Origin of the sequence: Duganella aquatilis (assembly GCF_009674565.1) — a bacterium.
In the GTDB taxonomy this organism is placed as follows: Bacteria; Pseudomonadota; Gammaproteobacteria; order Burkholderiales; family Burkholderiaceae_D; genus Rugamonas; species Rugamonas aquatilis.
In genome coordinates this window covers 108,127-121,721 of sequence record NZ_WKJL01000017.1, presented here as the reverse complement: position 1 = coordinate 121,721, position 13,595 = coordinate 108,127, and the positions used below count along the sequence as shown (strand labels likewise).

Genomic DNA, 13,595 nt, shown 5'->3' with positions numbered 1-13,595 from the left:
AGAAGCTGAGTGCAGCAAAATATGATCCGACCCAGGTCGGGGCTAGTTGCTCGTTGCTACGGGTTTTTACAGGACGCCGGCTTCTCGCAGGGCCGAACGTACTGCCTCATGATAGCCGTCCGCCAGCGGAACCAGCGGCAGGCGGATACCGGCAGGCATCTTGCCCATTTCCGCCAGGGCCCACTTGACCGGCACCGGATTCGGCTCGATGAACAGTTTCTGGTGCAGCGGGAAGACTTTGTTGTTCAGTTCGACGGCCTTGGCGATGTCGCCGGCGATCGCCGCGCGGCACATGTCGGCCATGGCGCGCGGCGCCACGTTGGCGGTCACCGAGATATTGCCGGCGCCGCCGGCCAGCATCAGGGCCATGGCGGTCGGATCGTCGCCCGAGTACACGGCAAACGATTTCGGCGCCAGGCGCAGCAGGTCGTAGCCGCGGGCGATGTTGCCGGTCGCGTCTTTCACGCCGATGATGTTCGGCACTTCGGCCAGGCGCAGGATCGTCTCGTTGCTCATGTCGGCCACGGTACGGCCCGGCACGTTGTACAGGATGATCGGCAGGTCCACCGCCTCGGCGATGGCCTTGAAGTGCTGGTACATGCCTTCCTGGGTAGGACGGTTGTAGTAGGGCACCACTTGCAGCGTGGCGTCGGCACCGGCTTCCTTGGCGTAGCGGGTCAGCTTGATCGCCTCGGCGGTCGAATTGGCGCCGGCGCCGGCGATGATGGGGATGCGGCCCTTGGCGTGGGCGACCGTCGCCTTGATCAGCGCGCAGTGCTCTTCCACGCTGACGGTGGCCGATTCGCCGGTGGTGCCGGCGATGACGATGCTGTCCGTACCTTCGGCGATATGCCAGTCGATCAGCTGATTCAAACCCTCAAAGTCCAGACTGCCGTCTGCGTGCATCGGGGTGACGATTGCTACGATGCTGCCCTTAATCATAGGAAACCACTGCTAAAAGTATTAAAACAACGATTGTAGTCGATAGGCTGCGCCCGTGGTGCATTCGGCGGGACAAATCGACGCTCAAAATGCCGGTAATAGCGCCGCTTCCCGGGGAAAATCAGGCTTGACGGCGCAGAGTCGTTGCACCATGGCAGCTTTTGGGCTGTCGATGACGCCATCTTCGAACGCCACCACCCGCAAACCGTGCTCGCGCGCCAGTTCCAGCAGCTCGCCCGGCTGCAGCAAAAACGCCGGATTCGACGGTTTGCCGAACTGCGCATTGCCATCCGCGAAGGTTTCGTAGATCAGCACGCCGTTCGGCGCCAGGCTGGCCAGCATGTCGGCAAATAACGGCCGATGCAGGTAGTTTGTGACCACGATGCCGGCAAATCGCTGCGGACCGAAGGGCCAGGCGGCGCCCTCCTCTTCCAGGTCGATGGCGCTGGTGGTGATGCCCTGGCCGCAGGTGGCCGCCAGGGCCGCCGGATCGCGGTCGACCGCCACCACCTCGTGGCCGAGGGACGCCATGTGGCGCGAATGGCGGCCGTTGCCGCATGCCAGGTCCAGCACGGCGCCGCCGGGGACCAGGGGCGCATAACGCTGCACCCAGGGCGAAATCAGATCGCTCATGTGTATTTACCCGCTTTTACTTAGGTGTAGGCCAGGCCCATGGCCTCGCGCACGTCGCGCATGGTTTCCAGCGCCAGCTTGCGGGCCATGTCGTTGCCGTCGGCGACGATGGCGCGCACCAGCGACGGATCGTCCAGATATGGCTGGGCGCGCTCGTGCATCGGTTCCTGTTCCTTGACGATGGCGTCGATCACCGGCTGCTTGCATTCGATGCAGCCGATGCCGGCCGACTTGCAGCCCTTGACCACCCATTCCTGGGTCGGCGCATCGGAATATACCTGGTGAAATTGCCACACCGGGCAGCGCTCGGGATCGCCGGCGTCGCTGCGGCGCACGCGCGCCGGGTCGGTCGGCATGGTCTTGATCTTCTTGCTGACCGACTCCTTGTCCTCGCGCAGCGCGATGGCGTTGCCGTAGCTCTTGGACATCTTGCGGCCGTCCAGGCCCGGCAGGCGCGCGGCCTCGGTCAGGCGCGCCTGCGGCTCGACCAGGATCAGCTTGCGGCTGCCTTCGAGGTAGCCGAACAGGCGTTCGCGGTCGCCCATCGACAGGCTCTGGGCGTCGTCCAGCATGGCCTTGGCCTGGGCCAGCGCCTCTTCCTTGCCGTCCTGCTGGTATTCGGTGCGCAGTTCGTTGTACAGCTTGGCGCGCTTGCTGCCCAGCTTTTTCACGGCGTCCTGCGCCTTTTCCTCGAAACCTTTTTCCTTGCCGTACAGGTGGTTAAAACGGCGCGCGATTTCGCGCATCATTTCAATGTGCGGCACCTGGTCTTCGCCCACCGGCACCTGGCTGGCGCGGTAGATCAGCACGTCGGCCGCCTGCAGCAGCGGATAGCCGAGGAAGCCGTAGGTTGCCAGGTCCTTGCTGGCCAGATTCTCGATCTGGTCCTTGTAGGTCGGCACCCTCTCCAGCCAGCCCAGCGGCGTGGCCATCGACAGCAACAGGTGCAGTTCGGCGTGCTCGGGCACGCGCGACTGGATGAACAGGGTGGACTGCGACGGGTCAACGCCGGCGGCCAGCCAGTCGACCAGCATGTCCCAGGTGCTGCGTTCGATGACGGCGGGGTCGTCGTAGTGCGTGGTCAGCGCGTGCCAGTCGGCCACGAAGTACAGGCACGGCAGCTCGGTCTGCATCCTGATCCAGTTTTTCAGGGCGCCATGGTAGTGGCCCAGGTGCATGGAGCCGGTGGGACGCATGCCGGAGACGACGCGATCGGGATACATAGGCGGATCAGGTAAAAAGTAGTTGCAGCGGATAAACCAGCGTCTGCCAGATCACGTGCACCATGTACATGCCGCGGATCAGGAAACCGTTCAGCAAGCCAAACTGCATCGCCAGGATCAGGCCGATGAACACCCACATGCTGTAGCGTTCGATGCGCGCATATGGCCGCGCCAGCGACATCGGCAGAATGCCGGTGACGATACGGCCGCCATCGAGCGGCGGCAGCGGAATCAGGTTGAAGACGAACATGGCGGCGTTCACCATCCAGCCGGCCTCGGCCATCTTAATGAAAAAGTCATCCTGGGTGAAGTGGAACACCTGGATCAGCACGATCCACAACACCATCCACGCCAGGCCCATGACGAAGTTGGCGGCCGGACCGGCGGCGGCCACGAAAGCCATCTGCTTCTTCGGATTGCGCAGGCGGCCGTAATCGACCGGCACCGGCTTGGCGAAGCCCAGCGGCGGCAGGTGCACCAGCGCCAGCACCAGCGGCAGCAGGACGGTGCCGAACGGGTCGATGTGCTTGAGCGGATTGATGGTCAGGCGGCCGGCTTCGGCAGCGGTGGGGTCGCCGAAGTAGCGGGCGACAAATCCATGTGCGGCTTCGTGCAGGGAAATTGCAAAAAGAACAGGAATGGCGTAGACCGTGGCGGTCTGTACAAAGCTATCAATATCCATGGACGGCATTTTACCAGAGGCTTGTTTGCCTACTTGCGGCGCCGTCAAAGGCCGGCGCCCTCGCCTAATGTGGAATCAGAGTCCGAATGCGCTGGCGTCGCCCCGGCCCTGGCGCACCAGTTCGGCGTCAGGACCGGTCAGGTCGATGACGGTGGTCGGCTCCATGCTGCAGGCGCCGCCGTCGATGATCAGTTCCAGCTGCTTGCCCAGACGCTCGCAGATGGTGTCGGCGTCGTTCAGCGGCTCGGTTTCGTTCGGCATGATCAGCGTGCTGCCCAGCAGCGGCTGCTCCAGCTCGGCCAGCAGCGCGTTGATGATGGCGTCTTCCGGCACCCGCAGGCCGATGGTCTTGCGCGACGGATGGCTGAGCCGGCGCGGCACGCACTTGGTCGCCTCCAGGATGAAGGTGAACGGTCCCGGCGTGGCCGCCTTCAGCAGGCGGAACTGGCGGTTGTCGACGCGGGCATAGACGCCCAGCTCGCTCAAGTCGCGGCACAGCAAGGTCAGGTGGTGCTTCTCGTCGATGCCACGGATGCGGCGCAGGCGCTCGACCGCGCCCTTGTCGTCCAGGTGGCAGACCAGCGCGTAGCAGGAATCCGTCGGCACGGCAACGATGCCGCCGCCGTGAATAATCTGCGCCGCCTGCTTGATCAGGCGGGCTTGCGGATTGACCGGGTGGACCTGGAAAAATTGGCTCATGCGTTATTGTACGGCACGCAGCGCGGCGATGCGCTGTTCGAACGGCGGGTGGGTCGAGAACAGCGCGCCCCAGCCGCCGCCGTTGGTGATGCCGGATGCCGCGAACGATTGCGGCAGCGCGCCCGGCTCCATGCCGTTCAGGCGCGCCAGCGCGTGCTGCATCGGCACCGCGCTGCCCAGCAGCTTGGCGGAGCCGGCGTCGGCGCGGAATTCGCGCTGGCGCGAGAACCAGGCCACGATCAGCGAGGCCAGCAGGCCGAACACGATTTCGCAGACAAACACGGTGATCATGTAGCCGATGCCGGGGCCGCGGCGCTCTTCGTTCTTGTTCAGCATGCTGTCGACAAAGAAACCGACAATGCGCGCCAGGAACACCACGAAGGTGTTGGTTACGCCCTGGATCAGGGTCATGGTCACCATGTCGCCGTTGGCGATGTGCGCCACCTCGTGGCCCAGTACGGCTTCCACCTCATCGCGGTTCATGCTTTCCAGCAAGCCGGTCGACACGGCGACCAGCGCCGAGTTCTTGAACGCGCCGGTGGCGAAGGCATTTGCCTCGCCTTCGTAGACCGCCACTTCCGGCATGCCGATGCCGGCGCGCTCGGACAGCGCCTTGACGGTGTTCACCAGCCACAGCTCGGTGGAATTGGACGGATTGGCGATCACGCGCGCTCCGGTCGACCACTTGGCCATCGGCTTGGAGATCAGCAGCGAGAAAATGGCGCCGGTAAAGCCGACCACCAGCGAAAACGCCAGCAGGCTGCCCAGTTGCAGCGTGCTGCCCGAACCCGGACGGCCGATCCCCAGCAGCGACAGGACGATGGACAGCACCACCATCACAGCGAGGTTGGTGGCGATAAACAGGACGATGCGTTTCATATCAAGAATCTCCGGGACGGACAGTTTGCCGAAATAATAAGGTAAGACCGGGCAGGCGCAAAATCAAGAGTCCGGCGGGCTGATGCCGCCGGTAATCTTGCAGCGTTTTCACCGCCGCCTAGAACCAGTCGTGCCAGACCGGCGTCACGTTGGCGGGCAGCGGCGGCAGCGCCGCGAAGTCGATGCGGGACTCGCCCGGCGCATGGAAATCGGTGCCGCGCGAGGCCAGGAAGCCGTAATAGTTTGCCAACTGCGCATATTCCGGATACTGGTCCGGCGTGTGGCTGCCGGTCACCACCTCGATGGCGGCGCCGCCCAGCTGCTTGAATTCCTCGAACAGCTGGCCCTGCGCCAGCTGGCTGAAGCGGTAGCGGCCCGGATGGGCGATGACGGCGATGCCGCCGGCGCTGCGTATCCAGTTGACCGATTGCTCCAGCGAGGCCCAGCAATGCGGCACATAGCCTGGCTTGCCCTCGGACAGGAATTTCTTGAACACCTCGCCGGTGTTGGCGCAGGCGCCGATCTCGACCAGGTAGCGCGCGAAGTGCGTGCGCGACATCAGATCCGGATTGCCGACGTATTTCAGCGCGCCCTCGTAGGCGCCGTGGATGCCGACCTTTTCCAGCTGCTGCGCGATTTCGCGGCCGCGGTTGTCGCGGCCGGAACGGGTGCAGGCCAGGCCGTCCACCAGCGCCGGATTGTTCTCGTCGATTTGCAGGCCGACGATGTGCACCGTTTCATTGGCCCAGGTGATGGAAATCTCGACGCCCGTGACAAAGCGCATGCCCTGCGCGATGGCGGCGGCGCGCGCGGCGGGAATGCCGCTCACTTCATCGTGGTCGGTCAGCGCCCAGACGTCGACGCCGGCCTTGCGCGCGGTTTCCGCCACGGCAGCCGGCGCCAGGACGCCATCGGAGACGTTGGAATGACAATGCAGGTCAACTTTCATAACAGGCATTGTACAACGTTAGCCGGCGAGGAATTCCTCTATCATTTCCGCTAGCGCTTGAGGCTGATCATGGTGCAGCATATGGCCCGCATCGTAGACCATCTTGCTGCTAACGTCGCGCAGATGGCCCAGGCGGCGCTCCAGTTCCACGCGTCCGGCAGGCTTGGCGCCCATCCAGTCCCACATATTGGTCTGATCGGCCTCGACCCACAGCACCGGCGCCGTGATCGCCTGCCAGCAGGCCATGACGTCGTCGACGTGGTAGGGCAGCGGACCGGCCTGCTTGTGCACCGGGTCGCCGAGGATTTCCCACTCGCCCGCATCGTTCTGCGCCGACCAGTGCTGGGCCAGGAAGGCGGCGCGCGCGTCGGACAGGCGCGGATTGGTCTTTTGCAGGCGCGCGGCGACGGCGGCCTGGGTCGGATAGGTGCGCATGTCCGGCTTTTCCAGCAGGCCGTCCAGCCACTTGGCGTAGCGGCCCGGGGTCTGCTCCGGCTTGGCGCCGCGCAGGCCGGCGCCTTCCAGGTTGATCAGCTTGCGGATGCGCTCCGGCCGCGCGCCGGCGTACAGGCCGACGATGTTGCCGCCCATGCTGTGACCGAGCAGATAGACCGCCTGGTCCGGCGAGTAGTGGCGCAGGATGGCGTCCAGGTCGGCCAGGTAATCGGGGAACCAGTAGGTGTCCAGGCCGTTGCGCTGCGACAGGCCGAAACCGCGCCAGTCCGGGGCGATCACGTGCCAGTCGCCCTTCAGTTCGTCGACCACGAACTGGAACGAGGCGCCGACGTCCATCCAGCCATGCATCATGAACAGCTTGGGCGCGCCCTCCCTGCCCCAGTGGCGCACGTGGCAACGCAGGCCGCGGATGGTCAGGAACTCGGAACGGGAGGGACGGTGATTGCTCATTTCATATGCCTTGAAAATAGGAGGGCCGGCGCCATATCGGAAGCTCGCCAACGGCAAAGCAAAATAATAGCACGACCGTTCGCCAGCCATGCAAACAAGAAGGCAGCGTAAAATAGCGCCATCCCACCGCACTCAACCAGGTTTCCAATGTCTATATATCAACTGGGCGATCACACGCCCGAGATAGCTGCATCGTCATTTGTTGCCGATTCCGCCACCGTGATTGGCAAGGTCAGCCTGCACGACAACACCTCGGTGTGGTTTGGCGCGACGCTGCGCGGCGACAACGAGCGTATCACCATCGGTGACAACAGCAACGTGCAGGAAGGCACGGTGATGCACACCGACATCGGCTACCCGCTGACCGTGGGCCGCAACGTGACCATCGGCCACCAGGCCATGCTGCACGGCTGCACCATCGGCGACGGCTCGCTGGTCGGCATCCAGGCGGTGATCCTCAACGGCGCGAAGATCGGCAACGGCTGCCTGGTCGGCGCCGGCGCGCTGGTCACCGAAGGCAAGAGCTTTCCGGACCACTCGCTGATCATCGGCGCGCCGGCCAAGGTGGCGCGCCCGCTGACGCCGGAGGAAGTCGCCGCCCTGCAAGGCAGCGCCGACAGCTATGTCAAACGCGGTCAACTGTTCAAGACGCAACTCAAAAAGATCGGATAAAAAAATGAGCATCACCCCCATCACTGCCCAGGACACCCTGCAGAAATTCATCTTCGATAACGCTGCCGTGCGCGGCGAGCTGATCGACATCTCCGCCACCTGGCGCGAGGTGCTGTCGCGTCACGAATACCCGACGCCGGTCAAGAAGCTGCTGGGCCAGATGACGGCTGCCGCCGCGCTGCTGTCGGCCAACCTGAAGTTCAACGGCTCGATCATCATGCAGATCCATGGTGACGGTCCGGTCAGCCTGCTGGTGGTCGAGTGCGACGCCGATCTGCGCCTGCGCGCCACCGCCAAACTGGCGCCTGGCGCCGCCGTGGCCGACGACGCCACGCTGACCACGCTGCTGAATGCGACCGGTAAGGGCCGCTTCGTCATCACGCTCGATCCGGCCGACAAGGTGCCGGGCCAGCAGCCTTACCAGGGCATCGTGCCGCTGGACGGCGACGACGTCGCCACCGTCATCGAGAACTACATGCTGCGCTCGGAACAGCTGGACACCAAGCTGTGGCTGGCGGCGGACGACAATGTCTCGCGCGGCCTGCTGCTGCAAAAGCTGCCTTACCACGGCGGCAAGGCGGAAGCGACGCCGCTGAGTGAAGAAGATGCGCTGGAAACCTGGAACCGCGCGGTGATCCTCGGCTCGACGCTGAAGGAGCAGGAGCTGCTGGAGACCGGCATCGACGTGCTGATGCAGCGCTTGTTCTGGGAAGAGACGATCCGCGTGTTCGATCCGCATCATCCGCAATTCCATTGCAGCTGCACGCGCGAGAAGGTCGGCAATATGCTGAAGATGCTGGGCCGCGAGGAAGTGGAAGGCGTGGTTGCCGAACTGGGCACGGTGGCGGTGAACTGCGATTTCTGCGGCCAGCATTACGAGTACGACAAGGTCGACGTGGCGCAGCTGTTCACCAGCGATGCACCGGTCGAGACCTTGATCCCGGCCGGCGAAGTCAAGCACTAATCTTTTTCTTGTGCGTAGCGCTGCGCCAGCACGGCGCAGACCATCAGCTGCAGCTGGTGGAACAGCATCAGCGGCAGCACCACGGCGCCCAGCGCGCCGCCCGCGAACAGCACCTTGGCCATCGGCACGCCGCTGGCCAGGCTCTTCTTGGAGCCGCAGAACACAATCGCAATCCGGTCCTCGCGGTTAAAGCCGAGACGGCGCGCGGCAAACGCGCTGATCCCCATCACCAGTCCCAGCAGCAGCGCATTGATCACCATCAGGCCGGCCAAGGTCGCCCACGACACCTCGTGCCACAGGCCCTGCCCCACCGCTTCGCTGAAGGCGGTGTACACCACCAGCAGAATCGAGCCCTGATCGACCAGCCGCGTCAGCGCCTTGTTGCGCTCGACCCAGCCGCCGATCCAGCGCCGCGCCACCTGGCCGGCAATGAACGGCAGCAGCAGTTGCAGCGCGATCTGCAAGGCCGACTCCAGCGGCGAGCCACCCTGCATCTGCGCCGAGGTCAGCAGGCCGACCAGCACCGGCGTTAAAAATATCCCCAGCAAGTTCGAGGCCGAGGCGCTGCAGATCGCCGCCGGCACATTGCCGCGCGCCGCCGCCGTGAAGGCGATCGACGACTGCACGGTGGACGGCAGCATGCACAGGAACAAAATGCCCAGGTACAGGTCCGGTGTCACCAGCGGCGTCAGCAGCGGCTTCAACACCAGGCCCAGCAGCGGGAACAGCGCGAAGGTGCACAGCAGCACCAGCAGATGCAAGCGCCAGTGCGTGATGCCGGCCACCACCGCTTCGCGCGACAGCTTGGCGCCGTGCAGGAAGAACAGCAGCGACACCGCGACGTGGGTCACATTGTTGAAGATGACGGCGCCTTCGCCGTGGCATGGGAAGAGGCTGGCGGCGATCACCGTGACGATCATCGCCAGCGTGAAGTTATCAGGCAGAAAACGCGGACGCTTCATTATTTGGGACACTTTACTTCCAGCACATCGATGGCGCCGAGCGTCTTCGCCGAAGTGGCGCTGCGAACCAGGTCGACACGCTCGACGCAATTCTTCTGCACCAGCCGCGTGTAAGTTCGCGTGCAGGCAATGACCGCATCGGCGCCGCTGCCGGCGTTGCAATAAAAGCCTTCGGCCTGCATGCGCACCAGCGCCTGCTCCATCGGCATGCCGGGCTGTACGGTCTGGTTGACGAAATTCCCCAGCCGCGATTGATCGATCGAACAGCCGGTCACTGCCATCGCCAGCGGCATCGCCAGCAACAAGATTCTGCGCATTGCAACTCCCCTCTTATTTCCAGACAGCAGTGTACCCCAGCCTGGTCATCATCCGGTAACACTCAGTCCCTATCATTCCGCAGCGTTGCAATTCCTTCCAACTTGTATCCAAGGTAAACATGAACAAGAAATTATCCGCAGTGTGCTTCGCCGCGCTGAGCTTCCCGATGCTGGCCATGGCCGCCAACGTTGCCGCCGCTGTCGCCGACATGGCCGACACCCCAGCCGCCGTCGAAACCGCTACGGAAGCCGAAGCCGCCGCAGCCGAACCGATCGCCACGGTGGAAGTCGCCACCCGCAAATCGCGCTCGTCGGTGGAACTGGGCAAGAACGACATGCAGAAAATGCTGCCGGGTATCAACCCGCTGAAAGCGCTGCAAACCCTGCCGGGCGTCAGCTTCCAGACCGCCGACCCATGGGGCAATAACGAACAAAACCTGTCGCTGTTCATCCACGGTTTCAGCGGCTCGCAGCTGGGCTACACGCTGGACGGCGTGCCGCTGGGCGACCAGCAATACGGCAACTACAACGGCCTGTCGCCGCAGCGCGCCATCACCAGCGAAAACGTCGGCAGCGTGATCCTGTCGTCGGGCGCCGGCGACCTGTCGACCGCCTCGACCAGCAACCTGGGCGGCACCATCGAGACCTTCTCCAGCAACCCGCTGCCTAACCGCAACGTGGCCGTGCAGCAGACCGTCGGCAGCTACACCACCTCGCGCACCTTCGTGCGTTACGACACCGGCAACTTCGGCGATGGCAACAGCGCCTACATCTCGGCCGTGCACCACGAGCAGAAAGCCTGGGACTTCAACGGCCGCCAGGGCGGCGACCAGGTCAACGCCAAGTTCATCAACAACGGCAACAACGGCAAGCTGACGCTGTACTTCGCGTACTCGGACAAGATCGAACCGAACGAAGACAGCACCGTGCGCTCGGCCACCGAGAAATACCAGCCATACACCCGTCCGTTCATGTACCCGAACTTCCAGCAGGCGGTGGGCTACCTGTCGGCCACCGGCGGCACGCCTGCGGCGGAAGGCAATAACTACCGCAACTACTACAGCGATGCGCAGCGTACCGACTACCTGACCTACGCCAAGTACGACTGGAACATCAACGACACCACCACCTGGTCGAACCAGATCTACTACCACAACGACGACGGCGTCGGCGTGGTGGCCGGTCCGATCGGCGTGGCCGGCCTGCCGGCACTGTTCGCCGTCTACTTCCCTGGCCAGAACCTGAAACAGGTGTTCGGCAACTCCGGCTACGCCACCCGCACCACCGAATACACGATCAACCGCAACGGCTGGCTGTCGAACTTCAAGACCGAAATCGGCAACCACAACCTGCAAGCCGGCCTGTGGCTGGAACATAACCGCTCGTCGGCCTACCGCCGCTGGTATGCGCTGGACGTGAACAATCCAAGCTCGCCATACGACCGTCCAAGCAATCCGCTGATCACCCAGTACGGCAGCGAGATCGACAACAAGGTCGCCCAGCTGAGCCTGCAGGACGAATGGCGCGTGCGCCCTGACCTGTCGCTGCAGGCCGGCTTCAAGTCGAGCCTGCAATTTGCCGACGGCCAGTTCCCGGTGCAGCCGAAGAACGGCGCCATCGCCGGTTCGACCGCGCTGCCGGTCGGTAATATCGACACCAAGAAATGGTTCCTGCCGCAGATCGGCGGCCGCTGGGATATCACCGCCCAGGACCAGGCTTTCTTCAACGTGCAGAAGAACATGCGCCAGTTCGTCACCTACGGCGGCGGCGGTGCTTCGCCATGGAGCCTGTCAAGCCAGGCCGCGTTCGACCTGTTCAAGACCACCGCCAAGCCTGAAACCTCGATCACCTACGAAGCCGGCCTGCGCAGCAGCCACCAGCTGAACTGGGGTGCGCTGAGCGCGATCGACGGCCAGATCAACGTCTACCACGTCGACTTCAAGGACCGCCTGCTGCAGATCAGCCCGACCTCGGTGATCTCGTCCATCATCGGCGGCAACCTGGCGGTGCTGACCAACGTCGGCAGCGTCAAGACCAACGGCGTCGACCTGTCGGCCACCGCCCACTTCGGCCGTACCTTCTCGCTGTACAACGCGCTGTCGTACAACCAGTCGAAATACGATGACAACTACCTGAACGGCAAGGACACCGTGCTGACCGCCGGCAAAAAAGTGCCGGGCAGCCCGGAGTGGATGAACAAGACCGTCGCCACGCTGAACGTGGCCGACACCGAGTTCCAGCTGATCGGCGACTACGTCGGCAAGCGCTACGCGACCTACACCAACGACCTGTCGGTCAGCAATTATTTCCTGACGAGCCTGGCCGTATCGGGCAAGCTGCCATTCCTGAATGGCGGCTGGGTGAAGAATGCGCGCTATCGTCTGAACGTGACCAACCTGGCCAATCGCGAGGGTGATCTGAACGTGGTGGTCGGCGCGGCCAGCGGCACGTACAATACCTTCCCAATTGCACCTCGTCAGGGCTTCCTGACTTTGATGGCGGACTTCTGATGACCACACTTTATTTGCCCAAGCGACTCTCGCGTCGCGGCTTCATCCAGACGGCGGCGGCCGCCACCGGCGCGGCCCTGCTGCTGCCGGGCATGGCGCAGGCGGCCAGCATGCTGACGCCGGGCGCGTTCGCCACGCCGGACCTGTCCGGCATGCCGGGCGTCGGTCCGGTGGGCGTGGCGCAGCCGCGTCCGCTGATCTTCGGCCACCGCGGTTCCAGCGCGCTGCGTCCGGAGCACACGCTGGGTTCGTATGCCAAGGCGATTGCCGATGGCGCCGACTATGTCGAACCGGACCTGGTCAGCACCAAGGATGGCGTGCTGGTCGCGCGCCACGAAGCGTTCTTGAGCGAGACCACCGACGTCGCCAGCCATCCGGAATTTGCCAGCCGCAAGACGCGCAAAACCATCGACGGCGAAACGCATGAAGGCTGGTTTGTCGATGACTTCACGCTGCTGGAACTGAAAACGCTGCGCGCGGTGGAGCGGATTCCGCAATTCCGTCCGGGCAGCGCGCAGTACAACGGCATGTTCCAGGTGCTGACGTTTGAAGAGATCATCGACTTCGTCGCGGCCGAGTCGGCGGCGCGCGGGCGTATCGTCGGGATTGTGCCGGAGCTGAAGCATTCGACCTATTTCGCCAGCGTTGGTTTGCCGCTGGAGGACCGTTTCCTGGCGATCCTGGGCGCGCATGACTACACCCGTCGCAATCCGGTGGAGATTCAGTCGTTTGAAGTGGCGAATCTGAAATACCTGCGCGGCAAGCTGGGCCATCGCGCCAATCTGCGCTTGATGCAGCTGGTGATTGGTGAGAACGTGCGTCCGATGGATGTGGCGGCGGCGGGTGGCACGCTGACGTTCGCGCAGATGTGCACGCCGGCTGGCTTGCGCGATATCGCGCAGTATGCGGATGTGGTGGCGCCGCCGACGCGTTCGATCATTCCGCTGAAGAAGGATGGTTCGCTGGATGCGCCGTCGTCGCTGGTAGAGGATGCGCATAAAGTTGGCCTGCGCGTGGAGCCATGGACCTTCCGTCCGGAGAATCATTTCCTGGCTGCCGACTTCCGTAATAACGCCGGCGATGCTGCGCGTAATGAGGCCGGCTCCATCGCCGAAATCAAGCGCTACGTTGCCACCGGCATTGACGGCTTCTTCACCGACGACCCAGCCCTGGGCCGCGCCGCCATCAGCTGACGCGCCTAAACTCCGGGGTCAGGTCCCCCATTTCTACACGACCTCAACCGTAGCAGTTGCTACA

The 13,595-nt window shown here is 63.8% G+C and carries 14 protein-coding genes; 4 read left to right on the top strand and 10 right to left on the bottom strand.

Translation table 11 applies throughout. The features are described from left to right. Window positions 1–66: 66 nt before the first annotated feature. The 8 genes from dapA to GJ698_RS21055 all read right to left on the bottom strand — a co-directional run bounded on the left by dapA (window position 67) and on the right by GJ698_RS21055 (window position 6,913). Window positions 67–942, bottom strand: a complete 876-nt coding sequence (gene dapA / locus GJ698_RS21090; RefSeq protein WP_154359828.1) for a 4-hydroxy-tetrahydrodipicolinate synthase — start codon at window positions 940–942, stop codon at window positions 67–69. Window positions 943–1,026: 84 nt separating this feature from the next. Continuing rightward, a complete protein-coding gene (locus tag GJ698_RS21085; protein WP_154359827.1) occupies window positions 1,027–1,575 on the bottom strand; it encodes a class I SAM-dependent methyltransferase in 549 nt (182 codons plus the stop codon). 20 nt (window positions 1,576–1,595) lie between these two features. Further along, window positions 1,596–2,798 (bottom strand): tryptophan--tRNA ligase, encoded by a 1,203-nt coding sequence (locus GJ698_RS21080; protein ID WP_154359826.1) that lies wholly within the window; start codon window positions 2,796–2,798, stop codon window positions 1,596–1,598. Between the two features lie 7 nt (window positions 2,799–2,805). Continuing rightward, window positions 2,806–3,480, bottom strand: a complete 675-nt coding sequence (locus tag GJ698_RS21075) for a site-2 protease family protein (RefSeq protein ID WP_154359825.1) — start codon at window positions 3,478–3,480, stop codon at window positions 2,806–2,808. Between the two features lie 75 nt (window positions 3,481–3,555). After that, window positions 3,556–4,179 carry an L-threonylcarbamoyladenylate synthase gene (locus GJ698_RS21070; protein WP_154359824.1) on the bottom strand — a complete coding sequence of 208 codons (624 nt, stop codon included), beginning with the start codon at window positions 4,177–4,179 and terminating at the stop codon, window positions 3,556–3,558. Window positions 4,180–4,182: 3 nt separating this feature from the next. Continuing rightward, on the bottom strand, window positions 4,183–5,058 hold the full coding sequence (gene htpX / locus GJ698_RS21065) for a protease HtpX (protein ID WP_154359823.1): 876 nt from the start codon (window positions 5,056–5,058) through the stop codon (window positions 4,183–4,185). A gap of 118 nt (window positions 5,059–5,176) precedes the next feature. Continuing rightward, window positions 5,177–6,016, bottom strand: coding sequence for a 3',5'-nucleoside bisphosphate phosphatase (locus GJ698_RS21060; protein WP_154359822.1), 840 nt, complete (start codon window positions 6,014–6,016; stop codon window positions 5,177–5,179). A gap of 9 nt (window positions 6,017–6,025) precedes the next feature. Beyond that, window positions 6,026–6,913: an alpha/beta fold hydrolase gene (locus tag GJ698_RS21055; RefSeq protein ID WP_154359821.1), complete on the bottom strand. Its 888-nt coding sequence runs from the start codon at window positions 6,911–6,913 to the stop codon at window positions 6,026–6,028. A gap of 147 nt (window positions 6,914–7,060) precedes the next feature. On the opposite strand from GJ698_RS21055, the gene GJ698_RS21050 reads away from it, so the two are divergent. Then, on the top strand, window positions 7,061–7,585 hold the full coding sequence (locus GJ698_RS21050) for a gamma carbonic anhydrase family protein (RefSeq protein ID WP_154359820.1): 525 nt from the start codon (window positions 7,061–7,063) through the stop codon (window positions 7,583–7,585). Window positions 7,586–7,589: 4 nt separating this feature from the next. Then, complete coding sequence (gene hslO / locus GJ698_RS21045) at window positions 7,590–8,549, top strand: Hsp33 family molecular chaperone HslO (RefSeq protein ID WP_154359819.1); 960 nt, start codon at window positions 7,590–7,592, stop codon at window positions 8,547–8,549. Here the strand turns inward: hslO and GJ698_RS21040 are convergent. Both GJ698_RS21040 and GJ698_RS21035 read right to left on the bottom strand, forming a co-directional pair. Continuing rightward, window positions 8,546–9,511 (bottom strand): bile acid:sodium symporter family protein, encoded by a 966-nt coding sequence (locus tag GJ698_RS21040; RefSeq protein ID WP_154359849.1) that lies wholly within the window; start codon window positions 9,509–9,511, stop codon window positions 8,546–8,548. The two genes, hslO and GJ698_RS21040, sit on opposite strands and share 4 nt — an antisense overlap. Beyond that, the gene (locus tag GJ698_RS21035) at window positions 9,511–9,828 is read right to left on the bottom strand and encodes a hypothetical protein (protein ID WP_154359818.1); all 318 of its coding nucleotides are present in this window, start codon (window positions 9,826–9,828) and stop codon (window positions 9,511–9,513) included. The genes GJ698_RS21040 and GJ698_RS21035 overlap by 1 nt, the downstream gene beginning before the upstream one ends. A 119-nt stretch (window positions 9,829–9,947) precedes the next feature. Here GJ698_RS21035 and GJ698_RS21030 point away from each other — a divergent pair, with 119 nt between their 5' ends. After that, a complete protein-coding gene (locus GJ698_RS21030; protein ID WP_154359817.1) occupies window positions 9,948–12,338 on the top strand; it encodes a TonB-dependent receptor in 2,391 nt (796 codons plus the stop codon). Beyond that, window positions 12,338–13,531 (top strand): glycerophosphodiester phosphodiesterase, encoded by a 1,194-nt coding sequence (locus GJ698_RS21025; RefSeq protein WP_154359816.1) that lies wholly within the window; start codon window positions 12,338–12,340, stop codon window positions 13,529–13,531. Before GJ698_RS21030 ends, GJ698_RS21025 begins: the two co-directional genes overlap by 1 nt. Window positions 13,532–13,595: the final 64 nt, after the last annotated feature.